Source organism: Bradyrhizobium sp. B097, assembly GCF_038957035.1.
GTDB lineage: Bacteria > Pseudomonadota > Alphaproteobacteria > Rhizobiales > Xanthobacteraceae > Bradyrhizobium.
In genome coordinates this window covers 2,400,953-2,427,589 of record NZ_CP152412.1, presented here as the reverse complement: position 1 = coordinate 2,427,589, position 26,637 = coordinate 2,400,953, and the positions used below count along the sequence as shown (strand labels likewise).

Sequence of the window (26,637 nt, the reverse complement as noted above, 5' to 3'; positions counted from 1 at the left end):
TCAAAGCGGCCGAGATACTGGTGTTCGTTCTGATCCGTCGTGTTGTTGTTGGTCGAATTTCACAGCACGAAGATGTGTGAGCCTGAGTTCCAGATTTTGGCCGGAGGTCCGCCCTGCGCGATACACACGATGGTGGCCTCCTGCGTGGCAAGGTCTACCAGTGTCACGCTTGGTGTGCCGGAGCAATCGACGACCGCAACCTGGCTCCTGCGGTTGGCAATACCGTTCCCGTCCTCCTCCTCGAGGAAATAGGCAACGTCGGCCAGGCAGGTGGAGTACCCGGACTTGATGGTGGTATCGATCGAGGAAATCGTGCTTGGCGCGCTGACGCTCGAATAATAGATTCGCCCCGCCGCTGGCACACCACCGCTTGGCTTGGTAGCGATCAGGATCGTGCCGTTGGCGGTCACTTCGAGCCCAAATGGGGCATAGGCATAATGGACGAGGTCGGTTTCGTAGTCGTGGACAGCAACCGGAGACCTCGAGTTGCCCGCTAGCCGACAGGATCGAAAGCCATATCTATGCGTTAGCTCATCGAGCCCAAATGGGAGGTCAACCAATGATTAACGACCGAAACCGCCGGGCGTCGACAGCTGCAGAACGCGAAGCCCATAAGATATTTAAAGCGGTCAGGACGAAGGAAACTATGACCGAATACGCGAAAGCGCAAAAAGCACTCCACGACAATCGAGAGCGCCTAAAGGTGGAGCGGCTGGCGCGGGAGGCTGAAGCGGCCAACCGCACAAAAGCAGGTTAAGCGTCATCTGGATGACCGCGGAGGACCAAGCCTGGACCTCTGCCTGGTGGAGGGTGAAATGGCCCTGCACTTTCGCCGCGTGGATACTGCTGAGGATCTGGAAATTTGGATCGCAAGCAGCGACGACTATTCATTCGTTATCAGCAGCGAGAGCCGAAGTGGACCTGGCCTACATGGAGAGCCCGGTTTTGTTGCGTCATATCGCCCAGACTTTCTGAATATGCCCGCGGCTCAAGTGTCCGGATCGCCCTTCAGCACGTTCGCTGAAGCCGAGCGGGCCTGCAATGCGTTCCTGGGTCGCCTCATTATCGAGGGATGACTACCGGAGCTCCCGATCACGGAAAGGATCGGCGTCGATCGGGATTTCAGCGCCAATAGGATTGCGGGGCCAGAAAGCGAAGTGTGGCAGGATCACTGGCTTGTAGCCGGCCACCGTCGGCGCATAGTCCCCCGATGATCGAGCAGCGACCAGCTTTCATGGCTTGCAAGAATCCCGGCACCGGCTGGAGGATCGATATTCTATGGCCCGATGGCGAAACAGAAGTCATCAAGGGTTTTGTTACGGAGCACGACGCGGCCAAGTGGATTTCTGAGCACTCGACGACGTGGAAGGAAAATCCGGACCAACCGCGCTAGACGATTGACCCGCCATTGGTGATCGCCGCCCATAGGCGACCGATTCCTAGCGGCTTCTGTTCGCACGCGATCCGCGCCATCATCTGGCCCATGCACCGGCGTCGATCCACGAAATGGTCCGGCCGCTATCGGTGACTGAGAGGCGCTGCGCGCTTCCGCCTTGGTGAACGGGAGGGTTTGATGTGCACCGGATATGCAACAAGCGCCTCCGAACGCCCTTCGTTCCTGTTAGAAATTGATCGCCCCACAAACGTCCTTGATATCTGCAGAAAGTGCCCGCTCAAAAATAAACGGCCCCAGCGCGGCGTGAATTGCCACTTGCTCCCGCAACAGAAAAACGGCGACTGAGTATCACCCCGCTGAGGCACGCGCCCGTCAGCGAGCATAAGTGAATCGCGTCCAAACAAATTGCCATTTCTTCCCGATGTTGTTCAGTTCGCGCTTGCCTTAGCTGCGGTTCGGGTGTGCGATTAGGTCGACCAATCTCGACTGACGCGGGACTGGCCAGGTGGCCCCGGTGACCGACCTTACAGGTCCCCCACACACAAGGTCGTTGGGGCCGCCTCATTTGGCGAAAGACATACTCCGAATTTGACGGTCGCGGCGAAGTGACCGTCATCGTGGCGTAGATTCTTGCATGTAATCGGTGACGGTACCGGCGCGAAAGCACCTCCGATAACATAGGGGGCGTACATGGAAGAGCGAAAGATTGCGATGCTGCGCGTGCACGAGCAAAACATCGAGCGTTACCAAGGGTTGCTGCGTACCAAACTTAGCGACGTCGAGACTCACTTCATCGAACGGCGCCTATCCGAAGAGCGTTTCGCGATCGAGATGCTCAAGTTTATGAGTCGCGGAGAAACGCCCGCGACAGATCATCTGTTCGCATAAAGGCGCCCAGACGTAATCCCGAGCTAGTCATCCGCTTGAGATATGAACCACGGTACGCTTTGTGCTGACTCCCACATGTCAGGATTTTGCAGGATCCTTCGTCACCGTCGTCTGGGCTCACGCCCCCTGTAGGCTAACCCGCGTTGAGCCCGCCGGTGTGATCCAGCGGGCCGCGACTCTGGTGCAGCGTCGGGATCGTCGGTGCCCGCGACGATTGGCTGGCAAACGCGTCCCAAAATCTTCAAAGAGGTGAGGTTCTCTTCGCCCAGCCGCTGCAAGTTCGCGCCAATGCGCGTCAAGCTCCGGCATCGCCATCCGGCCTCCGTCTAGATCGGTGCGCGCCAGAATCCGTTCCTTGAACCTAATCCCCTAGGGCCGAATGGGGCAATGTACCGCTTCCGGCGCCGAGACGTTTTGATAAGTTTAGATATCATTATTGACTTTAAGATAGGTAAACTTACCTTATCCTTGATCGTCCCAGATAATGGTAACTTTGAATATCATTAATTCCAAAAAGATAAGAAAACCAACCATGAAATCCCCCGATGCTCTTCGTGATCTAGGAAAGCTCCTGCACGATGCGAGACGGCAGTCGAAACTGACCCAGGAGCAGGTGGCCAAGCGCGCGGGCATTTCCCGCCCCAGTTATCGCGACATCGAGAAGGGGGGAGCTGCGGCTCGCGCAACAACACTTATCAACGTCGCGCGCGCGTTAGGCATGGAATTGATGCTGATCCCGCAAGCGATGGTGCCTGGAGTGCAAGCGCTACTCCGCCCTTCTGAAGACGACGACCGCCCTGCATTCACTGCTGAACCTGACGACGACGATCATGCCTAAAGTCCGTGCCCCGAACGAAATTCAATCGCTGGACGTATTCTTGCAGGACCTGAAGGTCGGCACGATCGTCCGAACTCCTGGTGACTTCAACGCATTCAGCCTCGAGGCGGGATATCGAAAGCTCGCGAGGCCACCCATCGTGAGCCTATCCTTCAGGTCCGCAAACGGCGGGCTCCGCAGCGATCCCAAACCCACACTACACGCCCTCCCCGCATTCTTCGCGAATATGCTCCCCGAAGAAAGGCTCCGCGAAGCGATGGAGAAGCACCACGCCGGCAAAGTCCGATCGGGGAACGATTTTGATTTGCTGACGGCACTCGGCGGCGATCTGCCGGGTGCAGTGCGCGTACTGCCGAGCGATGGGAGCGTCACGTCGCCACCTCCAGGTGCCGCAGACGCCGCCAAAGCACGCTTCTCCCTAGCCGGCGTCCAAATGAAACTCTCCGTAATGAAAAACACCGGTAAGGAGGGAGGACTGACGCTGTCCATCGGCGACGGGCAGGGTCAATTGAACCTCCTCCGAATGAGTGGACACCTGTAGTAGGCTCAGAGAGCCCGGAGGTGTCGGATGCAAGAGCGTCAACGTCGGTCGTTTACCGAGGAGTACAAGCGGCAGGCCGCTGAACTCGTGGTGTCGAGTGGCCGGTCGATCACGTCGGTCGGCAAGGAACTCGGTCTGCGTGACTCGGTGCTGCGGCGCTGGGTGGAGAAGCTCCGGCAGGAGCCGGCAGCGGCGGCGCGGCGCCCCACGACGCAAGCGACGCCGATGCCGGCGGACCAGGCTGCTGAGATCGCCCGGCTGCGCGAGGAGAACGAGCGGCTGCGCATGGAGCGGGACATTTTAAAAAAGTCGATCGCGATCTTTGCCGGAACCCGGACATGAGCTTCTGTTTCATTGAGGACCATCGCGACGCCTATCCGGTGCGGCTGATGTGCACCGTGCTCGGGGTCTCGGCGGCCGGCTATTACGCTTGGCGTGAACGCCCAGCGAGCGCACGCGCAACCACCAATGCCGCGCTCCTGGTTGCGATCCGACAGGTCTATCAAGACAGTGGCGGACGCTATGGCAGTCCGCGGGTCCATGCCGCTCTGCGGATACAGGGACGTGGCGCCAGCCGTGGCCGGATCGAACGCTTGATGCATCGGCATGGCATCCGCGCCATCATGGCATCACCGCGTCGCGTTCGGACCACCGACAGCCGCCACGGCCTGCCGATCGCGCCGAACCTCGTCGAACGTCATTTTGCAGCCGCGGCCCCAAACCGGATCTGGCTCGCTGATATTACCTACATTCCGACTGCGGAGGGCTGGCTCTATCTGGCGGCCATCATGGACCTCTTCAGCCGCAAGATCGTCGGTTGGGCGATGCGGGATCACATGCAGGCCGAACTCGCCTCGTCCGCCTTGAAGATGGCAATCCAGCAGCAGCATCCGGAAGGCAGATTGATCCATCACTCCGATCGCGGCGTGCAGTACGCCTCACAGGACTATCGCGCGATCCTGTCGGCCGCCGGCATCACCGCATCGATGAGCCGCAAGGCCGACTGCTACGACAACGCCCCGATGGAGAGCTTCTTCCATACCTTGAAGACCGAGCTCGTTCATCATTGCAACTACAAGACCCGTGCCGAAGCCCTGCGCGATATCTTCGCCTTCATCGAGGGCTTCTACAATCGAACCCGACTCCATTCCGCCATCGGATATACCGCCCCGATCGAGATGGAGCTAAAAGCAACTTAACCCTGTCCACTTTTTCGGGGGAAGATCACAATACATCGCGAAATTCCCGTCCACCAATCACATAGGGCTGTCGGAAAACGAATTTGCGATGCTGGCTCTTTCTGAGGCGCTAGGAATGAGCGTGCCAGAACGCGAGCTGGTCGAGAAATCCGCTTTCGAGGGAATTCCCGAAGAGTTCAATACCCTCTCTACCGGCCGAGTGCTTCTCGTCAAACGCTTCGACCGAGGCTCCGAAGGCGCACGCATCCACATTGAAGACTTCGCTCAAATTTTCGGTCTCCCGCCTTCACGGAAGTACGACGGAGCTTCGTACCACGATATCGCTAGTGCATTGAACGCAGCAGTCTCCATGGACGCTGCGATTGAATTCGTACGTCGCTTGGCATTTACCGCACTCATCGGAAACGGCGACATGCACCTTAAGAATTGGTCGACAATCTATCCGGGTGACGGGCGAACCCCTGCGCTCGCGCCCGTATATGACGTGCTGTCCTCAGTGCCATATCTTCCGAAAGACCAAATGGCGCTTTCCTTGGGTGGCGAGAAGCCATTCAAGGCGCTCACTCCGATCGTCTGGCGTAAATTCAGCAACCGCGCGCGGCTTCCGGAAAAAGTCGTACTGATGGCTGTAGAAGAGGTCGTAACTTCCGTAAACGAGCATTGGTGGAAGCTGCCCGAGCGAAGCGTCGTGCCAGCTTCCGTGCTCGGGAGAATCGACAACCACGTCCGCATGATGAGCAACGTCTTGCATCCTGTCTAACGACGTTCATGTCCTCGATGGAACTTTCTAGATGTCGTGATCCGGAGTGCTTTGGTACAGTCTCTCGAAAGGGTTTGGTCCCTACCCTACTTGAGACAAACGCTTTGTTCGCTGGCGGCGCGCAGCCACAGGAATACTTATCATAAGCTCATAAGCGCTTGCTGCGACCCCGACGCGGCTCGGCAATCCATCCCTTTAATACGATCTACTATCTTGTTGCGCGATCTCGCTGCCATCGCGGTTTCGAGCGTCGGCGGCGATCTGCAAGATGCATCGGCACCACACGACTGGACGCCGTTCCAGTAGCTCAAGTCTCGACGGTTCATGCCACGTTTTGCGGTAATTCCTGCTGGTTCCTGGCCACGTCGTATGTCAGCTGCAGTCGCAGCCGGGTATTGCGGCGAACCAACCGCTGAGGCCTTCCTCAAGCGTGTCGGGAAGGAGTATCCTTTGCCCCGCGTAAAGGAAGGGCGCCGGCAGCTATGGCTCAGGGACGATCTGGACGCGGCAATTCTGCCGCGGGAAATGGCCCTCGCAACCGACATCGCCGCGGATTTGTGAACGTAGAGCTGCCCCGCCACGTCATCCCGAAGAAACTGGCGTCCGGAAAGACAGCGTTCTACTACAACCTTCCCACGCGATATCGGAAGATGGACTGTCCGGTGCCGAACGAACCGTTGGGTTCCGACTACGCCAAAGCGTGCGGCGCAGAGGGCCGGGCGGCGACGCTGAACGGTCTGTTCGATGAATGGATGGACGCCCTCAAGGGACTCCCCGTGTCGAGCGAAGCCGCACCCCGGATCGGCACGATCGATTGGCTCTTCCGAGAATACAGACAGAGCCGCGCCTACCTCGAGAAGGTCAAGCCGCGATCGCGCCGGAATTACGAATGGAACATGCGCGAGATCTGCGACACGTTGACCAAGCGTGGCGACCGTGTCGGCGCCTGGCCGATTAAGTCTGTGACGCCGCTTGGCGCGGACAAGCTGTACGATACGTTCGTCAAGGGCCGCAAAGGCAATCGACTGCGCACCGCCGAAAAGCTGGTCGTACTCTGCCGCAAAGCCTGGCGTGTGGTGCATCGGCTGCACCCGGCCGAGTTTCCATCAGACATCCCGAACCCTTGGCTGGGCGTCACGATGGCGACCCGGGTCAAGTTGGTGAAGCATGCCGTCACGCGGGAACAGGCCTACAAGTTCGCACACGGCTGCGTGGAGCGCGGCGAGCCGGAGTGTGGCGCTGCGGCGGTCATCTGCTTCGAGTGGCTGCAGCGCCCAGAGAACGTGATTGCCGGCCACATCAAATGGACCGACTACCGGACGGGCCCGAAACCGACGATCCGGATCGAGCACCACAAGACCGGCGCCGTAATCGACCATCCCCTGGAGGACCAACTGCCCTCCGGGGAGATCGTCAAATTCTATGAGGAGGCCGAGTCAGTGCTCGCCAAGCTGACGCGCCGTGGCGTGCCGATGATCCTGCGGGAGATAGTCCCCAAACGCCGCGGTTCGGACGAGGGTAAGAAGACCGTCTTCAAGCCCTACTCGTTCTCTGGCATGCAGAAGATCGTCCAGCGCATGCGGAAAGAGATAGGCCTACCCGAAGAGTTCACCCTGGACGCTTGCCGGCACGGCGGCATGACTGAGCTCGAGGAGGCGGAACTTACCGAGGGACAAGGCCGCGCCCTATCGGCACACCGAACCCGAGAAAGCTACGCCGGGTATGCCAAACGAACCGAAGCCCGGATGCTGTCGGCGACTCGGAAACGTCACGCGCACATGCTTGCGAACCAAGCGGAAACAGATGTTCAGAATAAGGGGCGGACCGCATTCAGAATGCCGGACCGAACAAAGGAAGAACGATCTGATAAATCAACGCGTTAGAATGGCTGGGGCGGGAGGGATCGAACCTCCGAATGGCGGAATCAAAATCCGCTGCCTTACCGCTTGGCTACGCCCCAACGCGCCGATCGAAGGCCACGCCGGTCTATAGGGTGAGTCCGGCCTTTTCAACAGGGCGGCGCGCGAAAAGACGCGAAAGCCGCAGGTTGATACCGGCACCTCTTATTATAGAGGGCGACGCTGCGGTGGCCGAAACAGACCGGGCGATGTCCGCTCGGACAGTTGAGAGGCCGCCGGTTTCATGGGAAGACAATTTCCAAACGCCTCGTCGGGAGTAACGCCATGACCTACCGTGCGCCGATCAACGATATCCTGCTGTCCCTCAATCATGGCGCGGGGCTCGCTGCCGCCGTGGCGGCCGGCCACTACGGCGATTTCGACGGCGACATCACCGCTGCCGTGCTGGAAGAAGCCGGCAAGTTCGCCTCCGATGTGCTGGCGCCGCTGAACAAGGTCGGCGACGAGCACGGCATCAAGCTCGACAACGGCCAGGTGACGACTGCGCCCGGCTGGCCCGACGCCTATCAGCGCTGGACCGCCGCGGGATGGAACGCGGTGTCCGGGCCGGAGGCATTCGGCGGCCAGGGCCTGCCGCTCGCGATCAACGCCGCCTGCACCGAGATCTGGAGCGCATCGAACGTCGCCTTCGGCCTCTGCCCGCTGCTGACGCTGTCGGCGATCGAGGCGCTCGACGCCCATGGCAGCGCCGAGTTGAAGAAGGTCTATCTCGAGAAGCTCGTCACCGGCGAATGGACCGGCACCATGCAGCTCACCGAGCCCAACGCCGGCTCCGACGTCGGCGCGCTGCGCACCCGCGCCGAACGCGCGGGTGACGGCACCTACCGCATCAAGGGCACCAAGATCTTCATCACCTATGGCGAGCACGACATGACCGACAACATCGTGCATTTCGTGCTCGCACGATTGCCCGATGCGCCCGCCGGCACCAAGGGGATCTCGCTGTTCCTGGTTCCGAAATTCATGGTCAATGCCGACGGCTCGCTCGGCGAGCGCAACGACATCCATGCGAGCGGCGTCGAGCACAAGCTCGGCATGCACGCCTCGCCGACCTGCACCATGACCATGGGCGACAAGGGCGGCGCGATCGGCTTTCTGATCGGCGAGGAAAACGCGGGCATGCGCTGCATGTTCACGATGATGAACCAGGCCCGGCTCGGCGTCGGCCTCGAGGGCGTCGGCATTGCCGACCGCGCCTATCAGCAGGCGCTGGCCTATGCGCAGGAGCGTCGCCAAGGAAAAGCTATCGGCAAAGCGATCGACCACAAGGGCGACGGGATGGATCCGATCATCGTGCATCCCGACGTCAAGCGCATGCTGATGCAGATGCGCAGCATGACGGCGGCGGCACGCACGATCTGCTACGCCACCGCGGTCGCGCTCGATGTCTCGGTGCGCGCCAAGGACGCCAAGGTGCGCGCGGACGCCGCAGCACGCGGCGCATTGCTGACCCCGATCGCCAAGGCTTTCTCCACCGACATCGGCAACGAGGTCGCCTATCTCGGCGTGCAGGTCCACGGCGGCATGGGCTTCATCGAGGAGACCGGCGCCGCGCAGCATTACCGCGACGCCCGCATCACCTCGATCTATGAGGGCACCAACGGCATCCAGTCGATCGACCTCGTCACCCGCAAGCTCGGCGCCAATGGCGGCGCTTCGGTATGGGCGCTGCTCGACGAGCTCGCCGCCACCATCAAGCAGGTCGAAACCTCCAATGATCCGGCATTCGGCACCACCGGCACCAAGCTGCGCGACGCCCATGCCGCGCTCGGACGCACCAGCAAATGGCTGCTCGAGCGGCTGGCCTCCGCGCCGAACGAGGCGCTGGCCGGCGCGACGCCCTATTTGCGGCTGTTCGGCGCCACGCTCGGCGGCTGCATGCTTGCCGGCGAGGCGCTGGCCGCCAAGGCGAACGGCGAAGCCGAGCCGCAGCGCTACGTCGCACTGGCGCGCTTCTTCGCCGAGAACATCTCGGTACAGGCGCCGTCGCTGGAGAAGACCGTGACGGAGAGCGCCGAGGCCGTGACCGGCGCGGATGCGGTGCTGGCGGGGTAGGATCTCGCGTACTGGATCGCCCGGTCCCGTCTACGCCAAGGCTTCGACGAGGCCACAGATCCGTGGCGTGCCGAAGCTTTAGCGGAGGCGGCAAGCCCGGCGATGACAGCTGAAGATGAGGACGGGGGCTTGCGCCGTCGGGCAAATCAGTGATCGGGCTTCCGCCATCCCGTCGACACCGACCAGGACTCCCGTCGCCTGCCAACCGGTTTCGCAGCCACGGCAAATAGCCGCACGACCCGCCGCACGGCCGTATTGTCAACGATCCCGGCGAGACGAGCGAAACTCCCTGGGACCGTCCAGCAGATCATGCTTGCGGGCAGACTGATCGATCCGGCTGGCCGAATGATCCGTCATGGCGTTGATGGCCGTGCCGGCGAGATTCTGCGCACGCTGCCGTCGCATCTCGTCCTTCGATCGAACATCCCGGTCTACGGCTCGCCGACGACAGAGTTCGTCAGAGATGCGTTCCTGGAGACATCCATCGCCTCGATAAGGTCGCTGCTTCATCTTGCACGCTCCCTCCAACAGGATTGCGGTACGGAGGACTAACTCTCTCGGGGGCCGCTGGTTCGCGGTGCCAATTGACTGAGTGCCGGGAATTTCGGCGCCAGCAATCTGGGCTTCTTCGGCGGAGCCGCAATCAATCCGTCCCGTATCGCCTGCTTGCGGGCAAGCTTGCGGGCTCGCCGCGCGGCCTCGGCTTTCTCCCGAATCTTTCTTTCCGAAGGCTTTTCGAACGAGCGACGGCGCTTCATCTCCCTGAAGACGCCTTCGCGCTGCATCTTCTTCTTTAGGACGCGCAGTGCCTGGTCGATATTGTTGTCCCTGACAAGAACCTGCAACAGATCACCTCTCGCGGTAGAAGACACGTCAAGCGCACAAATACGAATGCCCGCTCTATCGGTGACAGAGCGGGCCGCACTGCCATTCCAGTACATCCGTGAAACGGCAGCCGATCAACAAGGTGACGAAAGCTTCGGCTGCAATGCTGATAGCACTGCGCCTGCCCTTTCATCCGACGATGTCTTTGGAAAAGGGTCCTCTGGGACCGATCTACAAGGCTCAAGGCCAGTCGATGCAACACAAGTATACACTTATCTCAGCTATGCAAGGTGCAATTGCCAGTTCCGGGATTTATCTGCCGCGCTTCAAGCGTTCGAGATCGTTGCCGGAAGACGATAGGCGGGCCGCCCGAGCGAGCGCGTGAGCGGTTCCTTGAATCGATATCATTGTTGAGTAGCAAATTCGGACCTCCTGACGCAGAGTGCGGCGCTGCCGGGTGATTTCAGCGCGCCGGCACTCGAGAGCCTGGGCAGCTCCCATCGCAAAGAGGGAGCCGCAATTGGCAACCCGCTATTATTTCGACATCCGCAACGGCGAGGAACTCTATGCCGACAGGCAGGGTATCGAGCTGCGCGACGAGGAAACCGCCGCTCACGAAGCAATGCAGTCGTTGCTCAGCATGGCGAAAGACAACCCGCCCTCGGACAAACACAGTTTGCTGGCGTTCGAGGTCCGCACCGACGAAGGGCCATTGTTTCAGGTCAGCCTCAACCGGGGCATAACGAGGCACTAGTTTCGAAACACGAGGCAGCGCCCGCCGATTGCCTCAAGTCGCGCGCAAAGCTGGTTGGCTCGCTCACGGGTCGTCTCGGCGACCCGGAGCAGATACCAGGTGGCCGAGCCTGGCCCGGCCATATGCGATCTCAGAATGAGCGGCGCGCGATCGCCCAGCACGGGCGCGAAGCGTTTCTGGAGCTGCTGGTAATCGGCGAGAACCCTGGATTGCGACGGACCGCCGGCCAATTGGAGGCCCCAGGGTCCCCACGCCGCTTGCTGTGCAATTGTCACGGGCTCTCTTGGGGCCGCAGGCAGCGCCCTGATCAGCATGCCGCGCACGATGTCACCGCAGGCCATGGCGGCGTCCGTGTGGACCCTGTCCTCTACTGAACCCTGCGCCCATTCCTCGGCAGACTTGCCGGTAATGATCCTGACATAAGCGCGTGTTTCGCCCGGCAGGTTGCCACGTCCCGCCAACCAATCCTGAACGCGCCGCGGGCCGCCATTATAGGCAGCCGCCGCAAGGCCGAGATTGCCGAATTGCGCGCGCAGCTCGCGGAGCCAGCGGGCGGATTCCTGCAAGGCAGGCAACGGCTCGAACGGGTCCGCGAGGCCGCGCCAGCGCGCGGTGCCGGGCATGAATTGGGCAATACCCTGGGCGCCGGCCGGACTGACCGAACCGGGATCGAAATTGCTTTCCTGCCAGATCAGCCGGACGAAGAAATCCGGCGGCAAGCCGTTCTCCAATGCGGCCTGCTCCAACGCCTTGCAGTATTGTTGCGGCCCGTCGAGCTTCGAAGGCGGTGGCGACGGAACGGATGAGGATTGATGGTCCGACGCCGACCGATCGGCCTGACCATTGTGCTCTCCGATATTCGTATTCGGACGAGACGTTTCCGCTTGCGCTGGCCCTGCGTCTTGCGCGGCCGGCGTCACGGCTGGGTCGCCGACGGGTTCGGCGCTTGCCAAGCGGACGAACAGCAGAAGGCAGACCGAGCCGATCGCCGCTCGTGGAAATCGATGAACCAGCTGCGGCCTGAAAATCGACTGCATGAAAGCGATCATCAAAGGGAGTATCTGTTCACCCGATCATAGCATCAGCACCGCCTAGCAGGCAGAAATCTGGGATGCGGACCTCGTCGGGGTTGTCTTGACCTAAATCCGGAACATTTTCGGCAGGTAGATGGAACAAACGGAGCTATGCTCGCCTTGTGAGTTCGCGCAATTCCGCGCAGGAGGAATATCTCGGTGAGATATGTTCAGTGGATTACTGCAGGGGTGTCGTTATTGATTTTGGCGTTTGTCAGCCCTGCGTCCGCGAGGTTGGGAATAGCGCCGATTGCGGCCCAGGACGCAGCCGTCATTCAGGTAAGGGGCGGCCATGGACACGGCCACGGACATGGCGGTTGGCACGGCAATCGCGGTCATCACTACGGATGGTACCGCGGCCGGGGCAACTGGAAGCACCGTCACTGAAGCTGTCGGGGAGTTGCGACCAAGGGGCCAAATCTTGAAGTCGCCGGGTAGACCGGCGACTTCGATGCAGGCTTGATCCTCTACTTGCGCTTGTCGTTCATGCGATCGCCCGGCGTATATTCAGATGCGCCCTTTGCCCGGCCTACCGTGCCTTTGTCATGCATACGATCCCGGGGGCTGTATTCAGACGCGCCGGGCCCGGTGCTGCTCTTCGAATTTTGCATCTCATGGCCCGGGCTGGACTGCGAAGCGCCCGGAGGTGCCGTTCCGCCGCGTCGCCCCGGGGGTCGGATGCATTGACGTCTAGTGATCGGACAGGCTGCCGACGATCGATGCGCGGCGGGACAGTTCGATCCAGTTGCCGTCCGGATCGAGGATCATGGAAATCCGCGCGACCTCGCCAAGCGTCACCGGCGCGAGGCCCTCGCGCACGCCCTTGGCGCGCAGTCCGTTGTGCACGGCGTCGATATCGGCGACTTGCAGCGTGATGTAGCGCCAGCCGCGCGCGCCCCGAACCGGATCGACGGTCGCGGCCCGATCTTCCCTGAGCAGGATCAGGCTCTCGCCGAGGCGAAACGCCGGACCGCCCGACCAGGATTGCTCGGCGAAGCCGAGAATGTCGCCGTAGAAATTGCGATGCGCGGCGAGGTCGCGCACGGCCATGGATACCGCAATTTGGGTGATGCCGTCATGTCCGGGCGCCACCAGGCAAACGCCGTTGCCGTCGGGATCGGCCATCCGCTGCGGCGCTCCAACGCCGTCCCGCGCAACGATCAGTTCGCGATAGCCGCTCGGCGCCGCATCCGGCAGCGGCTCGACATGGTGGTTGAGCTTGATGACCGACCCATGCGCGTCGTACCGGTACTGCTTCTGTCCGCGCCGGATCGGCAACATGTGGTCGAAGCGAACGCCGGCATCCTGCTGCCAGAACCGCAGCATCGGCTCCAGATTGTTGGTGGAAAGGCCGACGTCGATCACATTCTTCGCGAGTTGCATGTCCGGTCTCCCCAGCCGCCGTGCACGCTCGCTGGACCGGCTCAGCCGGGAAAGCGATCGCCGAACATCGGCAGTCCGCTGCGCGACTGTTCGCGCGTCGCCTCATCCTGGATGACGTCCCAGTGCTCGGCGAGCACATCACCCTCCATGCGCACGATGTCGGCGACGACCCATGCCGCCGGCAGTCCATGACCGCTGAACCGGCCGTGCAGAATGACGAAATCGCCGCTCGCCGCGCCGACATGGTTCTCATAGCGCAGCGTCGCGGGCAAGCCCTTGACGAGATCGAACAGCCCGTCCCGGCCGGGCGCGATGTGCGCGCTGTGCTGGATGTAGCGCGGCGACCAGAGCCGCTCAGCGGCCGCATAGTCGCGCTTGTTGAACAGGGTATCGAACGCGTCCAGCACGAACTGGACGCGGCGATCTTGGTTCGACGCGTTCATCGCTTCGTTCCTGATATCAGGGTTACTTGCGGACCAACGGGATCTGCAGATTGGTCGGCCGGTTCTGCTCCGTGTCGAAGCCGCGGCCGTCGACATTGCGGGCGCCCCAGAACAGCAGGTCGCCCCTGAGATAGACCAGGTCGTATTCCATGAAGTCGGTGCCTTCCTTCAGCGCAAACGGCGCGAAGGATTTGCCGAAGATGCTCTGCGGCGCGTCGACCACCCACGGCGCGTAGCCGGCAGAGGCGATTTTGTTGAGCACATCGGCAAAACCCTGCGCCAGCGGCGTGACCTCGTAGGCCTCGTCGGCGACGAAATCGACCTTCTGCGCGCCCGGTGCGATCGGATGCGCGCCCTGCCACTGCATGTGCCCGACGATCCTGATCCGCGCCAGCGGCACCTTGCCGTACGGATCGGCCGAGTTGACGACCACGAGCTCGAACCAGTCGGAGGACTGATAGGTAAAGGCGCGCTTGAGATAGAACGGCTTGATCGAGCCGTCCGGATTCTTGCTCGGCCGGATCTCGGGCGCGATGCTCTCCCAGTTTCCGGCGAGTGCCTGCTTGATCGTTGCGACGTCCGCATCCATGGCACTTGCCCTCGTTTGATTGCCGGAAGATTGCGCGACGGCGCTGCCGAACCCGGTCAACACCAGCAGCGGCAACAGCAATGCTCCGAGGCTCATCCGCATGCGCAAGCTCCGGCCTGGTTTTCGCGCGGGCCCTCTGCCTGCGAGGCAGAGCGCGCACTGGGAATACGCTTCGCTATAGAGGGCGCTGGCCGGCTTGAAAAAGACTTTGTAAGCTGGCCCCATGCCTGCGAGAGATGCCTATGAGAGATGGCAACGAGACTTGGCAGGCCGTGATTGGGAGATTGCGATGGAGCTCCGGCATCTCCGCTACTTCGTTGCCGTGGCCGATGCCGGCAGCCTGACGGTTGCCGCCGAGCAGAAGCTCCACACCTCGCAGCCTTCGCTCAGCCGGCAGATCCGCGATCTCGAGGAGGAGGTCGGCGTGCAACTGTTGAATCGCGGCGCGCAGGGCATCGAGCTGACCGCGGCAGGCAGGGCGTTTCTCGACCATGCCCGCATGGCGCTGTTGCAGGCCGAGGCCGCCAAGGAAGCGGCGCTGCGCGCAGCCCAGCCGCCGAAGCCTGTCTTCTCGCTCGGCTTCCTGTCGGGCGCCGAAATCGATCTGCTGCCCGAGGTGACCCGCGTGTTGCGCGAGGAATTTCCCGGCATCGACATCCGCCTGTCGAGCGACTACTCGCCCCTGCTCGCCAAGGCCCTGATGCGGCGCAAGCTCGATGCGGCCTTCATGCGCGCCGACGAGAGCATGGAGGATCTGGCGCACAAGCGCGTGCGCACCGATCCGCTGGTGTTCGTGTTTCCGAGCAACCATCGGCTGGCGGCGCAGTCAGCCGTCGCGCCGGAAGACATCGCGGGCGAGACCTTCTATCTGCCGTCCAAATCCGCGCCGGCGGTGCGCCGCGTCGTGCTGGACTATTTCAACCGCGCCGGGATCGATCCGAGGCCGGAGCACGAGGTGCACAATGTCGTGCACGCGATATCGATGATCACCTCGACGCATGGCGTGATGCTGCTGCCGGCCTACACGGCGCGCTATCTGCCCGATAGCATCACGACGCGGCCGGTGCAGGGCGAGGCGCCGACGCTGGATCTCGTGATCGCCTATCACAAGGCCAACAAATCGCCGATCCTGAAACTGTTGCTGTCGCGGGTCGGCCGGCTGGCCGCGGCGCCGGCCTGATCCCTTCAATCCAGTGAGGACCGAAATGCCCGCAGGCCTCGTTCAGACCTTTCGCGCCTTTGCTTACAACAACGCCTGGGCCAATCATCGCCTGCTCTCAGCATGCGGCAGTCTCGGCCAGACGGAGTTCGCCGCCGCGCGGACCGGATTCTTCCCGAGCCTTCAGGCGACGCTGAACCACATCCATGTCATCGATCTGTTCTACGTCGACGCGCTCGAAGGTGGCTGGCTCGGGCCGAAGGCTTGGGCGAACGAGGTGCCCTACCCGTTGGTCGCGGCGCTGCAAGCCGCGCAAGGCGCGATCGACCAGCGCCTGATCGCTCACTGCGATGCGCTGACGCCTGAACGGCTCGACGATGTGGTCAAGGTCAATCGCGACAGCTCGGTGCAGACCGAGCGGCGCGACCGCCTTCTGATGCATCTGTTTCAGCACCAGATCCACCATCGCGGCCAGGCCCACGCCATGCTCTCCGAAACCACGGTCAAGCCGCCGCAGCTCGACGAATTCTTCGCCGCCGGCGAGGCGCCGCTCCGGGCGGCCGAGTTCAAGGACCTTGGCTGGAGCGAAGCCACCGTCTGGGGCGGCTGAACGCCAGGTTCCGCACGCGATCGGGCGGCGCGGATCGGTTCCCGATCCGGAACAAGGTCTTGAATCCCGACGCCTCCGCGCTCACCTCAGGTGAAACGTGGGGAATTCCAGACATGCCATTCGCCAATCATCGGGGCCAGCGCATCCATTACACCGTTGAAGGGTCCGGGCCGCTGATCGTGCTGCAGCACGGCCTGCTGCTCGACGCCGCCAGCTGGAAGCAGTGCGGCGTGGTCGACGCGCTCGCCGATCGCTTCCGCGTCGTCTGCGTCGATTCGCTCGGACACGGCCTGAGCGACAAGCCCGCCGATCCCGAATTCTACGATCAGGAGCAACGTGCCGGTGATATCATCGCCGTGATCGACGATCTCGGCCACGAGCGCGCCCATGTGGTCGGACATTCGATGGGCGGCTGGGTCGCGGTCGGCGTCGCCCGGTTCTTCCCGGCGCGGCTGGCGTCACTGGCGATCGGCGGCTGGGACTTCCTCACCGGGCTGCCGCGCGGCAATGCCGGCCCGCTGACGTATGGCGCCTTCATGACGTTTGCGCGCCGTACCGCGCCGCAGCTCACGGGATGGGTGACGTCCGAGCTCGAGGGCGGCGTGCGCGCCTGCTTCGATGCGCTGGGCCAGATCGACGGCGCCAGGGACGCCGTGCTGTCTTCACGCGTGCCGGTGCTGCTCTGGAACGGACAGGACGACGCACCGCATGTGCCAATGCAGCGCTTTGCCGCGGAGAACGGCCTGGACGCGATGTCGGTCCCCGGCGATCATCTCGGCGCCCTGCTTCATCACGGCGTGGAGGTCGGCCGCGGCATCGGCTCGTTCGTCGGGCGCGGCTGAGCGGAGCACGATGCAGGGTTACGTGCGACGGCGCCGGTTCGGCTTGCGCAGCCGGCGCCCCGGAAATCGCGAAATCCGGTTAACTGCATTGCGCCGTTCTCATGCTCGCCCACGGGGAAAAGCAGAGCAGAACACGCTGGAGCCCTTGGGGCTTGCACGGGATCATGTAGGATAGCGGTCGCGACCTCCGCCGGCGACGCTGCCGGCCGACACTCGGACCGCTTACTCTGGGACTGCTTGATGACCGCGCATGTCATAGTCACCGACGAAGCCGCCACACGCGTGATCCGGCTGCGCAGGCCCGAGAAGAAGAACGCGATCACCCAGGAGATGTTTCGCGCGATCAGCGATGCGATCGACAAGGCGCAGAACAATCCGAAGATCCGCTGCCTGATCATCACCGGCGGCTCCGGCGTGTTCACCGCGGGCAACGACATCGAGGACCTGCTCGCGCAGGGCACCTCGACCGGCGAGACGCCGCCCGCCTCCGACCTGGTCAAGTTCCTGTATTCACTGGCCCACAATGTGAAGCCGATCATCGCCGCCGTCGACGGCGTCGCGATGGGCATCGGCACCACGATGTTGTTTCACTGCGACTATGTGCTGGCGAGCAAGGCCGCGCTGTTCTCGACGCCGTTCTCCAATTTCGGCCTGGTGCCGGAAGGCGCCTCCAGCCTGCTGATGCCGCGGACGATGGGCCATCAGCGCGCCTTTGCGATGCTGGTGATGGGCCGCACCATGTCGGCCGACGACGCCCGCGTCGCCGGTTTCGTCAACACCGTGGTGGCACCGGGACATGCCGAGGTCGAGGCGCACAAGGTGGCGCGCGAGATCTGCGCGCTGCCGGCCGAGGCGGTGGCGATCTCGCGACGCCTGATCCGGCTGCCGCCCGAGGATGTCACCCGCCGCATCGAGCAGGAGAACCATCTGTTCAGCGAGCGGATGCGCTCCAACGAGGCGGTCAGCGCCTTCAAGGCCTTCATGGCGCGCACGAAGGATTGAAACGAAGCGTCGCAAAATTGTAGTGGCGTCGCGCCATGATCGTGTGTTCCATGATCGCGCACGCCATGGACAGGTCATGAGACAGCTCCGCCCCCGCTTTAAGCCTCTTGCGCCCCTCACCGCGCTCTGCGCACTCGGACTGGCCGCGGCAGGTCCCTGTCTGGCGCAGACCGCAGCGCCGGTGAACCTGCGCATTCTCGCGATCAACGATTTCCACGGCTATCTGCGGCCGCCGCCGGGCGGCATCCGCATCACCGATCCCGCTGACGCGAGCAAGAAGATCATGGTGCCCGTCGGCGGCGCCGAGCGATTGGCCACGGTCGTCAAGCAGCTGCGTGAAGGCCACAACAACAACATCTTCGTCGCGGCCGGCGACCTGATCGGCGCGAGCCCGTTTTTGTCGGCGATGTTCCACGACGAGCCGACCATCGAATCGCTCTCGATGATGGGGCTTGCGATCTCGTCGGTCGGCAACCACGAATTCGACGAGGGCAAGGACGAGCTCCTGCGGATGCAGAACGGCGGCTGCCACCCGGTCGACAAGTGCCAGGGGCCGCATCCCTTCCTGGGGGCCAAATTCCGCTATCTCGCCGCCTCCACGATCGACAAGACCTCCGGCAAGCCGGTGTTTCCGCCCTACGAGATCAAGGAATTCGACGGCATACCGATCGGGTTCATCGGGCTGACGCTGAAGAACACGCCGAACCTGGTGTCGCCGGCCGGCGTCGCCAGCCTCGACTTCCGCGACGAGGCCGAGACCGTCAATGCGCTGATCCCCGAGTTGAAGGCGAAAGGCGTCGAGGCGATCGTGGTCTTGATCCACGAAGGCGGCTTTCCGACCGGCGACTATAATGAATGCCCAGGGATCTCCGGGCCGATCGTCGATATCGTCAAGAAGTTCGATCACGCGGTCGACGTCGTGATCTCCGGCCACACCCACCAGGCCTATGTCTGCGAGATCGACGGACGGCTCGTCACATCAGGCGACAAATACGGCACGCTGGTCACCGCGATCGATCTTCAGCTCGATCCGAACAGCCATGACGTGATCAGCGCCAAGGCCGACAACACCATCGTGAAGATCAGCAGTACAGCCAAGGACCCGGAGCAGAGCGCGCTCCTGGAATCCTACGACCGGCTGGCAGCGCCGATCGCCAACCGCGCGGCCGGCTCAGTCGCGGAAACGCTGTCGCGCACGCCGGCCGAGACCGGCGAAAGCCCGCTCGGCGATATCGTCGCCGACGCGCAGCTGCTTGCGACCAGCTCGGAGCCGAATGGCGGCGCGGTAATCGCCTTCACCAATCCCGGCGGCGTGCGCACCGACATCGTCAAGCGCGAGGACCGCGCCGTCACCTATGCCGACATCTTCGCCAGCCAGCCGTTCCGCAACCAGCTGGTAACGATGACGCTGACCGGCAAGCAGCTCAAGGACGTGCTGGAGCAGCAATGGGCCGACCCGAAACGGCCGCGCGCCCTGCAGGTCTCGAAGGGCTTTGCCTATGCGTGGGATGCGAGCAAGCCCGACGGCGCGCGCATCATCGCCGCGCGGATGTCGCTCGACGGCAGGCCGATCGACCCGGCCGCGGGCTATCGCGTTACGGTAAACCATTATCTCGCCGAGGGCGGCGACGGCTTCACGGTGTTCAAGGAAGGCACGGCGCAGCAATTCGGCATCTACGATGTCGATGCGCTCTATGCCTACTTCAAGGCCAACAGCCCGGTCGGCCCGGCGGCCGGAAAGCGGATCGAGCGGATCAATTGAAGTGCGGGCATGGAACATCCGTGGGGCGGAGACAGGCCTTTCCGGCGGGCCGGTAACGGCCTAAATTAGACGCTCCTCGCACGCGCCCCCAATGCGCCGGGAATTTGCATGACACTGCTTCTGACGCACACCGCCTGCCTCGACCATCTGACCCCACCCGGACATCCCGAACGCCCCGACCGGCTGCGCGCGGTTGCCGAGGTGCTCGGCGAAGACCGCTTCAAGGCGCTGGTGCGCGACCTGGCGCCGGAAGGCGACCTCGACAGCGTGCTGCTCTGTCACGGCGAGCACTATGTCGGCGAGCTGCGCCACATCGCGCCGACCTCCGGCATGATCTATATCGACGGCGACACCTCGATGTCGCCGGGCACCTGGGAGGCCGTGATGCGCGGCGTCGGCGGCGCGGTGGCGGCGACCGATGCGGTGATGGAGGGCAAGCACCAAAACGCCTTCGTCGCGGTCCGCCCGCCCGGGCATCACGCCGAGAAGTCGACGCCGATGGGCTTCTGCTTCTTCGACAATGTCGCGATCGCCGCACGCCACGCGCAGCGCAAATACGGCATCAAGCGCGCTGCGATCATCGATTTCGACGTCCATCACGGCAACGGCACGCAGGATATCTTCTGGGCCGATCCGACCGTGATGTACTGCTCGACGCATCAGATGCCGCTGTTCCCCGGCACCGGCGCGGTCGGCGAGCGCGGCGAGCATGACACTGTCGTCAACGCGCCGCTGGCGCCCGGCGACGGCAGCGCCAAATTCCGCTCCGCCTTCGAAAACCTGATCCTGCCGCAACTCGAGAAGTTTTCCCCCGAGCTCGTCGTCATCTCGGCGGGCTTCGACGCGCATCACCGCGATCCGCTGGCCTCGATCAACCTGACCGGCGAGGATTTCGGCTGGGTCACGCGCAAGCTGATGGACCTCGCCGACAAGAGCGCCGGCGGCCGCGTCGTCTCCGTGCTGGAGGGCGGCTACGACCTCGAGGGCCTGAAAGAGTCGGTGGCATCTCACGTCACCGCATTGATGGGCAGGTAAATCCCCGCCACAATACCCCCGCAAAAATTCGATTGATTCTGCGCCGGGGCAAGCATGGCCTGCGGCAGGTCATGTTTGGACGACAAGATCCGATCACGGTCTGATCGGCGCACCGGGAACACATAATGGCCGAAAACGCTCAAGCCGACGTCAAGAAGCTCTCCTTTGAACGCGCGATCGAGGAACTCGAATCGATCGTCAAGCGGCTCGAGGACGGCAAGGTCCCGCTTGAGGAATCGGTCGCGATCTATGAGCGCGGCGAGGCGCTGAAGCGGCGCTGCGAGGAATTGCTCCGCCAGGCCGAAGCCCGCGTCGACAAGATCACCACCGACGCCTCGGGCCAGCCGACCGGCACCGAGCCGCTCGACGTGCAATAGCGCCGATACGCCGCGATCACGCGACACGATGTCCGCCACCGGCGGGCGATTATTGCTGTGCATTTCCGTTGGTCGACCATGCCGCGCGGCGACCGCCGCGATCGGGTGCAGCTGCGAATCGGGCCGATCCGGACCCTCCCGGCTCCCGTTAAATTAGCAAAAATGGAACCCGTCCCCAGACCAAGCATTGAAAAGTCTAGGCTTTTCAGGACAGCGCATAGGAACCCTGCACCCCCTATCGGGTTGGCTTTGACTACGGCTTTGGTGTAATGCTTCCAGTTCTATGGGCATTTGAGGGTGGCGGGCGGCCCGAATTATTCGGGCGGCATGCATCTCAAATGGTTCGACAAAACTGAACCGGGACGGGTGAAGAGCGACCAAGGTGATGCATATCACGTGGTCCAATCCGGAGTGAATCTAGGCTTACAACCAGGCAGGGCCTGCCGGGACGGCACCCAGTGTCTGGAATTCGCTGCGCGGTGAGCGCGCCAACCCATCTCGCGTCGGGCCGTTCGTTCCGACAGGCAAAAATTGGAAATTCGCTGTGACCACATTTAGTAAAACGCCGCTTCTTGACACCATTCACACGCCGGATGACCTGCGCAAGCTGAAGGTCGAGCAGGTGCGGCAGGTTGCCGACGAGCTCCGCCAGGAAACCATCGACGCCGTGTCGGTGACCGGCGGCCATTTCGGCGCCGGCCTCGGCGTGGTCGAACTGACCACCGCCATCCACTACATCTTCGATACCCCGCGCGACCGCCTGATCTGGGACGTTGGCCACCAGGCCTATCCGCACAAGATCCTGACCGGTCGCCGCGACCGCATCCGCACCCTGCGCACCGGCGGCGGCCTCTCCGGCTTCACCAAGCGCACCGAGAGCGACTACGATCCGTTCGGCGCCGCGCACTCCTCGACCTCGATTTCGGCCGGCCTCGGCATGGCCGTGGCGCGCGACCTCTCCGGCGGCAAGAACAACGTTATCGCCGTGATCGGTGACGGCGCGATGTCGGCGGGCATGGCCTATGAGGCGATGAACAACGCCGGCGCGATGAACTCGCGCCTGATCGTGATCCTCAACGACAACGACATGTCGATCGCCCCGCCGGTCGGCGCGATGAGCGCCTACCTGTCGCGCCTCTACTCCGGCAAGACCTACCGTTCGCTGCGCGAGGCGGCCAAGCAGATCAACAAGCGCCTGCCGAAGATCCTCGCCAACCGCGCCAACCGCGTCGAGGAATATTCCCGCGGCTTCATGATGGACGGCGGCACGCTGTTCGAGGAGCTCGGCTTCTATTATGTCGGCCCGATCGACGGCCACAATCTCGACCATCTGCTGCCGGTGCTGAAGAACGTCCGCGACATGGAGACCGGGCCGATCCTGGTTCACGTCGTGACCCAGAAGGGCAAGGGCTACGGCCCGGCCGAGGCCTCCGCCGACAAGTACCACGCCGTGGTCAAGTTCGACGTCGCGACCGGCACCCAGGCCAAGGCCAAGCCGAATGCGCCGGCCTACCAGAACGTGTTCGGCCAGAGCCTCGTCAAGGAAGCGCAGAAGGACGACAAGATCGTCGCCATCACCGCGGCGATGCCGTCGGGCACCGGCGTCGACATCTTCAATAAGGCGTTCCCGGACCGCACCTTCGACGTCGGCATCGCCGAGCAGCACGCGGTGACGTTCGCCGCCGGCCTCGCCACCGAAGGCTACAAGCCGTTCTGCGCGATCTATTCGACCTTCCTGCAGCGCGGCTATGACCAGGTGGTCCATGACGTCGCGATCCAGAGCCTTCCGGTCCGCTTCGCGATCGACCGTGCCGGCCTGGTCGGCGCCGACGGCGCGACCCATGCCGGTTCGTTCGACAACGCCTATCTCGGCTGCCTGCCGAACTTCGTGATCATGGCGGCCTCCGACGAGGCGGAAATGGTTCACATGGTGGCGACGCAGGTTGCGATCAACGATCGTCCGAGCGCACTGCGCTATCCGCGCGGCGAGGGCCGCGGAGTCGAGATGCCGGAAGTCGGCATTCCCCTGGAGATCGGCAAGGGCCGCATCGTCCGCGAGGGCAAGCAGGTCGCGCTGCTGTCGTTCGGCACCCGCCTCGCCGAGTGCGAGAAGGCCGCCGACGAGCTCGCCGCCCACGGCCTCTCCGCCACGATCGCCGACGCGCGCTTCATGAAGCCGCTCGACGAGGAGATGATCATGAAGCTCGCCCGCGACCACGAGATTCTGATCACCATCGAGGAAGGCTCGATCGGCGGCTTTGGCTCGCATGTCATGCAGTTCCTGTCCGACAACGCCATGCTGGACAGCGGCATGCTCAAGTTCCGCTCGATGATCCTGCCCGACGTGTTCCTCGACCACGACTCGCCGGCGGCGATGTATGCCCGCGCGGGTCTCGACGCCAAGAGCATCGTTACCAAGGTCTTCGAAACCCTCGGCAAGGACTACAAGACCGAGACCGTCAAGCTCGCCTAGAGCCTTTCCGTTCCGATTGAATCGGAACGGAGCTCTGGATTTTTGTTTTGACGCGCTTTCTTCACGCGAAGTCGATACCCACTTCGCTTGAAAACGCTCTCATTGCTCGGGCGGTACCCCTGGTGCCGGCAAGTCCATGAAAATCTATCTGGCAGGTCCTGACGTGTTCCTGCCGGATGCCGTGGAGATCGGCCGCCGCAAGGCGGAGGTGTGCGCCTATCACGGGCTGACCGGGCTCTATCCGCTAGACAACAGCATCAATCCCACAGCCGCCGGCGCCTCACTCACCATCTTCAAAAGCAACGAGGCGATGATGGAGTCGGCCGACGCCGTCATCGCCAATTTGACGCCGTTTCGCGGCCCCAGTGCCGACGCAGGCACCGTCTACGAACTCGGCTACATGGCGGGACGCGGCAAGCTGTGCCTCGCCTATTCGAACGATCCCACGTCCTACGCCAATCGGGTGGCGCGGCTGCAGCAGGTCGTGCCGGCATCCGACGGACGCCTGATCGACGCGGAGGGACTGACGGTGGAAGAGTTTGGCTTGCCGGACAATCTGATGATGATGCATGCGCTCGAGCTGCACGGCAGTCCGCTGGTGACGCCGAGGGAGCCTGCGGCCGACCTCTGGCACGACCTCACCTCCTTCGAGACCTGCGTGCGGCTCGCCGCCGCGCAGCGCCGGCAGGCCGCCAAGTGACCAAGCAAGTGACCAGGCCGGGCGACAACGACAACGACGCATCCGCCGGCAAGCGCATCGACGTGCTGCTGGTCGAGCGCGGCCTGTTCGAAAGCCGGGCCCGGGCCCGCGCCGCAATCGACGCCGGCCTCGTCACCGCCGACGGCAAGCCAATCGCGAAGGCATCCGAGCTCGTGGCGCCCGGCGCCGCACTCACGGCCGAGCCGGCGCATCCCTATGTCTCGCGCGGCGGCGTCAAGCTCGCCGGCGCACTCGAACATTATCCGATCGACGTCGAGGGCCATGTCTGCCTCGATGTCGGCGCCTCGACCGGCGGCTTCACCGAAGTGCTGCTCGCCAATGGTGCGAGCCTCGTGTTCGCCATCGATGTCGGCCACGGCCAGCTGCATCCCTCGCTGCAGGGGCATCCGAAGATCGTGTCCATGGAGGAGACCGACATCAGGAATTTCGAGGGCAAACGCCTGCCGGCGCGGCCGGACGTCGTCGTGATCGACGTCAGCTTCATCTCGCTGAAGCTGGTGCTGCCGGTGGCGCTGTCGCTGGCGGCGGCGCCGATGCATCTGTTGGCGCTGATCAAGCCGCAGTTCGAGGCGGCCCGGAAACACGCCAAGCGCGGCGTCATCCGCAACGCGATGGTGCACCAGGAGATCTGCGACGATATCGCCGCCTTCGTCGCCTCGCTCGGTTGCACCGACATTCAGGTGTTCCCGTCATCGATCACCGGTGGCGACGGCAACATCGAATTCTTCCTCGGCGCGCGCCGTGGCTGAGCTTCTCACCATCGACCATGTCGGCCATCGCGGCGACGGCGTCGCGATCGATGGCGCGCAGTCGATCTTCGTGCCCACCACGCTGGCCGGTGAAACGGTCGAGGTCGACGACGTTCCGGGCAATCATCCCGACCGGCGGCGGCTGGTGCGGGTGACGCAGGAAAGCCCCGAGCGGATCGCCCCGTTCTGCCCGCATTTCGGCGTCTGCGGCGGCTGCGCGATCCAGCATTGGAATGACGCGCCCTACCGCGCCTGGAAACGCAACATCGTGGTCGAGACGCTAGCGCAGGCAAAGGTCGCGGCCGAAGTCGCACCGCTGCTCGACGCCCATGGCGCGGGCCGCCGCCGCATCACGCTGCACGGACGCATGGGGACCCATGAGGTGCTCAAGGTCGGCTTCGCTGCGGCCGGTTCGCACGACATCATCCCGGTCGACCGCTGTCCGATCCTCGATCCGGCGCTCGACGGCGCGCTCGAGGCGGCCTGGGCCACAGCCGAACCGCTGATCTCGATCGGCAAGCCGCTCGACATCCAGGTGACCGCGACCCTCAATGGTCTCGACATCGATGTGCGTGGCTCCGGTGCGCTGCCGACCAGCCTGATCACCACTCTGTCGCGGGTCGCCGAGAAGCACCGGCTGACACGCCTGACACGGCATGGCGAGCTGGTGCTGCAGCGCGGCTCTCCCGAAATTGCGATCGGAAAGGTGAAGGTCGTGCTGCCGCCGGGCTCGTTCCTGCAGGCGACCGTCAAGGGCGAGGAGACGCTTGCGGCGCTGGTTCGCGAGCATTGCGGACGCGCCAAGCACATCGCCGATCTGTTTTGCGGCGTCGGGCCGTTTGCGCTCCGCCTCGCCGAGAAGGCGCGGGTCACGGCCTTCGACAGCGACGCCGGCGCGATCGCGGCGCTGCAAAAGGCTGCGCAATCGACGCCGGGGCTGAAGCCGCTCAAGGCCGAGGCGCGCGATCTGTTCCGACGCCCGCTGATGCCGCAGGAGTTGCGCGACTACGACGCCGTCGTGTTCGATCCGCCCCGGCAAGGCGCGCAGGCGCTGGTCACCCAGCTTGCGGCGAGCAAGGTGCCGGTGGTCGTCGCGGTGTCCTGCAACGCCGCAACGTTTGCGCGCGACGCAAAGATCCTGATCGATGGCGGCTACAAGATCGCTGGCGTCACCCCGGTCGATCAGTTCCGCCACACGGCGCATGTCGAGCTGGTGGCGCGGTTTGCGCGCTGAGACATTGCTG

The 26,637-nt window shown here is 63.3% G+C and carries 27 protein-coding genes, 1 tRNA gene and 2 pseudogenes; 22 read left to right on the top strand and 8 right to left on the bottom strand.

Going from position 1 to position 26,637, the window contains the following annotated elements:
* Nucleotides 1–59: 59 nt before the first annotated feature.
* Complete coding sequence (locus AAFG07_RS11275; protein ID WP_342727327.1) at nt 60–410, bottom strand: hypothetical protein; 351 nt, start codon at nt 408–410, stop codon at nt 60–62.
* Between the two features lie 149 nt (nt 411–559).
* On the opposite strand from AAFG07_RS11275, the gene AAFG07_RS11270 reads away from it, so the two are divergent.
* The 8 genes and pseudogenes from AAFG07_RS11270 to AAFG07_RS11235 all read left to right on the top strand — a co-directional run bounded on the left by AAFG07_RS11270 (nt 560) and on the right by AAFG07_RS11235 (nt 7,505).
* Entirely contained in the window at nt 560–757 is a 198-nt protein-coding gene (locus tag AAFG07_RS11270) for a hypothetical protein (protein ID WP_342727326.1), read from the top strand.
* A 453-nt stretch (nt 758–1,210) separates the two neighbouring features.
* On the top strand, nt 1,211–1,393 hold the full coding sequence (locus AAFG07_RS11265; RefSeq protein WP_342727325.1) for a hypothetical protein: 183 nt from the start codon (nt 1,211–1,213) through the stop codon (nt 1,391–1,393).
* 693 nt (nt 1,394–2,086) lie between these two features.
* Nucleotides 2,087–2,284, top strand: a complete 198-nt coding sequence (locus AAFG07_RS11260; RefSeq protein WP_342727324.1) for a hypothetical protein — start codon at nt 2,087–2,089, stop codon at nt 2,282–2,284.
* Between the two features lie 532 nt (nt 2,285–2,816).
* A complete protein-coding gene (locus AAFG07_RS11255) occupies nt 2,817–3,122 on the top strand; it encodes a helix-turn-helix transcriptional regulator (protein WP_342727323.1) in 306 nt (101 codons plus the stop codon).
* Nucleotides 3,115–3,627: pseudogene (locus AAFG07_RS11250) on the top strand (HipA N-terminal domain-containing protein); the annotation flags it as partial. The gene AAFG07_RS11255 and the pseudogene AAFG07_RS11250, both read left to right, overlap by 8 nt.
* Nucleotides 3,628–3,690: 63 nt before the next feature.
* Nucleotides 3,691–4,862 (top strand): IS3 family transposase gene (locus tag AAFG07_RS11245; protein WP_342727322.1). Its coding sequence is split into 2 segments (ribosomal slippage): nt 3,691–3,982 and nt 3,982–4,862, totalling 1,173 coding nucleotides; the frame shifts between segments, so codons are not numbered across the junction.
* Between the two features lie 31 nt (nt 4,863–4,893).
* Nucleotides 4,894–5,622 (top strand): annotated as a pseudogene (locus AAFG07_RS11240) (HipA domain-containing protein); the annotation flags it as partial.
* A gap of 557 nt (nt 5,623–6,179) precedes the next feature.
* A complete protein-coding gene (locus AAFG07_RS11235) occupies nt 6,180–7,505 on the top strand; it encodes a hypothetical protein (RefSeq protein WP_342727321.1) in 1,326 nt (441 codons plus the stop codon).
* Between the two features lie 2 nt (nt 7,506–7,507).
* Here AAFG07_RS11235 and AAFG07_RS11230 read toward each other — a convergent pair.
* Nucleotides 7,508–7,582 (bottom strand) — tRNA-Gln (locus tag AAFG07_RS11230).
* A 223-nt stretch (nt 7,583–7,805) separates the two neighbouring features.
* On the opposite strand from AAFG07_RS11230, the gene AAFG07_RS11225 reads away from it, so the two are divergent.
* Nucleotides 7,806–9,596 carry an acyl-CoA dehydrogenase gene (locus AAFG07_RS11225; protein WP_342727320.1) on the top strand — a complete coding sequence of 597 codons (1,791 nt, stop codon included), beginning with the start codon at nt 7,806–7,808 and terminating at the stop codon, nt 9,594–9,596.
* A gap of 258 nt (nt 9,597–9,854) precedes the next feature.
* On the opposite strand, the gene AAFG07_RS11220 is transcribed toward AAFG07_RS11225, so the two are convergent.
* Together AAFG07_RS11220 and rpsU are read right to left on the bottom strand one after the other, a co-directional pair.
* A complete protein-coding gene (locus tag AAFG07_RS11220; protein WP_342727319.1) occupies nt 9,855–10,106 on the bottom strand; it encodes a hypothetical protein in 252 nt (83 codons plus the stop codon).
* Nucleotides 10,107–10,144: 38 nt separating this feature from the next.
* On the bottom strand, nt 10,145–10,441 hold the full coding sequence (gene rpsU, locus AAFG07_RS11215; RefSeq protein WP_092124744.1) for a 30S ribosomal protein S21: 297 nt from the start codon (nt 10,439–10,441) through the stop codon (nt 10,145–10,147).
* A gap of 98 nt (nt 10,442–10,539) precedes the next feature.
* On the opposite strand from rpsU, the gene AAFG07_RS11210 reads away from it, so the two are divergent.
* Both AAFG07_RS11210 and AAFG07_RS11205 read left to right on the top strand, forming a co-directional pair.
* On the top strand, nt 10,540–10,806 hold the full coding sequence (locus AAFG07_RS11210) for a hypothetical protein (protein ID WP_342727318.1): 267 nt from the start codon (nt 10,540–10,542) through the stop codon (nt 10,804–10,806).
* Nucleotides 10,807–10,941: 135 nt separating this feature from the next.
* The gene (locus AAFG07_RS11205) at nt 10,942–11,175 is read left to right on the top strand and encodes a hypothetical protein (protein WP_342727317.1); all 234 of its coding nucleotides are present in this window, start codon (nt 10,942–10,944) and stop codon (nt 11,173–11,175) included.
* Here the strand turns inward: AAFG07_RS11205 and AAFG07_RS11200 are convergent.
* From AAFG07_RS11200 to AAFG07_RS11185, 4 genes are all read right to left on the bottom strand, one after another.
* Nucleotides 11,172–12,212: a lytic transglycosylase domain-containing protein gene (locus tag AAFG07_RS11200; protein ID WP_342727316.1), complete on the bottom strand. Its 1,041-nt coding sequence runs from the start codon at nt 12,210–12,212 to the stop codon at nt 11,172–11,174. The genes AAFG07_RS11205 and AAFG07_RS11200 overlap by 4 nt on opposite strands.
* 726 nt (nt 12,213–12,938) lie before the next feature.
* Nucleotides 12,939–13,631, bottom strand: coding sequence for a VOC family protein (locus tag AAFG07_RS11195; protein ID WP_342727315.1), 693 nt, complete (start codon nt 13,629–13,631; stop codon nt 12,939–12,941).
* A gap of 41 nt (nt 13,632–13,672) precedes the next feature.
* Nucleotides 13,673–14,074, bottom strand: a complete 402-nt coding sequence (locus AAFG07_RS11190; RefSeq protein ID WP_342727314.1) for a nuclear transport factor 2 family protein — start codon at nt 14,072–14,074, stop codon at nt 13,673–13,675.
* A gap of 22 nt (nt 14,075–14,096) precedes the next feature.
* Nucleotides 14,097–14,765, bottom strand: coding sequence for a hypothetical protein (locus tag AAFG07_RS11185; protein WP_342727313.1), 669 nt, complete (start codon nt 14,763–14,765; stop codon nt 14,097–14,099).
* 187 nt (nt 14,766–14,952) lie between these two features.
* On the opposite strand from AAFG07_RS11185, the gene AAFG07_RS11180 reads away from it, so the two are divergent.
* The 11 genes from AAFG07_RS11180 to AAFG07_RS11130 all read left to right on the top strand — a co-directional run bounded on the left by AAFG07_RS11180 (nt 14,953) and on the right by AAFG07_RS11130 (nt 26,627).
* On the top strand, nt 14,953–15,843 hold the full coding sequence (locus tag AAFG07_RS11180; RefSeq protein ID WP_342727312.1) for a LysR substrate-binding domain-containing protein: 891 nt from the start codon (nt 14,953–14,955) through the stop codon (nt 15,841–15,843).
* Nucleotides 15,844–15,868: 25 nt separating this feature from the next.
* Nucleotides 15,869–16,432 (top strand): DinB family protein, encoded by a 564-nt coding sequence (locus AAFG07_RS11175; protein WP_342727311.1) that lies wholly within the window; start codon nt 15,869–15,871, stop codon nt 16,430–16,432.
* Nucleotides 16,433–16,545: 113 nt separating this feature from the next.
* Entirely contained in the window at nt 16,546–17,274 is a 729-nt protein-coding gene (locus AAFG07_RS11170) for an alpha/beta hydrolase (protein WP_342727310.1), read from the top strand.
* A 240-nt stretch (nt 17,275–17,514) separates the two neighbouring features.
* On the top strand, nt 17,515–18,276 hold the full coding sequence (locus AAFG07_RS11165; RefSeq protein WP_342727309.1) for a crotonase/enoyl-CoA hydratase family protein: 762 nt from the start codon (nt 17,515–17,517) through the stop codon (nt 18,274–18,276).
* A gap of 76 nt (nt 18,277–18,352) precedes the next feature.
* Complete coding sequence (locus tag AAFG07_RS11160; RefSeq protein WP_342727308.1) at nt 18,353–20,038, top strand: bifunctional metallophosphatase/5'-nucleotidase; 1,686 nt, start codon at nt 18,353–18,355, stop codon at nt 20,036–20,038.
* A gap of 108 nt (nt 20,039–20,146) precedes the next feature.
* A complete protein-coding gene (locus AAFG07_RS11155; RefSeq protein ID WP_342727307.1) occupies nt 20,147–21,073 on the top strand; it encodes a histone deacetylase family protein in 927 nt (308 codons plus the stop codon).
* 125 nt (nt 21,074–21,198) lie between these two features.
* Nucleotides 21,199–21,450, top strand: coding sequence for an exodeoxyribonuclease VII small subunit (locus tag AAFG07_RS11150; RefSeq protein WP_092124735.1), 252 nt, complete (start codon nt 21,199–21,201; stop codon nt 21,448–21,450).
* A 544-nt stretch (nt 21,451–21,994) separates the two neighbouring features.
* Nucleotides 21,995–23,923: a 1-deoxy-D-xylulose-5-phosphate synthase gene (gene dxs, locus AAFG07_RS11145; RefSeq protein ID WP_342727306.1), complete on the top strand. Its 1,929-nt coding sequence runs from the start codon at nt 21,995–21,997 to the stop codon at nt 23,921–23,923.
* A 136-nt stretch (nt 23,924–24,059) separates the two neighbouring features.
* Entirely contained in the window at nt 24,060–24,623 is a 564-nt protein-coding gene (locus AAFG07_RS11140) for a nucleoside 2-deoxyribosyltransferase (protein WP_212311488.1), read from the top strand.
* Nucleotides 24,620–25,393, top strand: coding sequence for a TlyA family RNA methyltransferase (locus AAFG07_RS11135; RefSeq protein ID WP_342727305.1), 774 nt, complete (start codon nt 24,620–24,622; stop codon nt 25,391–25,393). Before AAFG07_RS11140 ends, AAFG07_RS11135 begins: the two co-directional genes overlap by 4 nt.
* Nucleotides 25,386–26,627, top strand: coding sequence for a methyltransferase (locus tag AAFG07_RS11130; RefSeq protein WP_342727304.1), 1,242 nt, complete (start codon nt 25,386–25,388; stop codon nt 26,625–26,627). The genes AAFG07_RS11135 and AAFG07_RS11130 overlap by 8 nt, the downstream gene beginning before the upstream one ends.
* Nucleotides 26,628–26,637 lie beyond the last annotated feature (10 nt).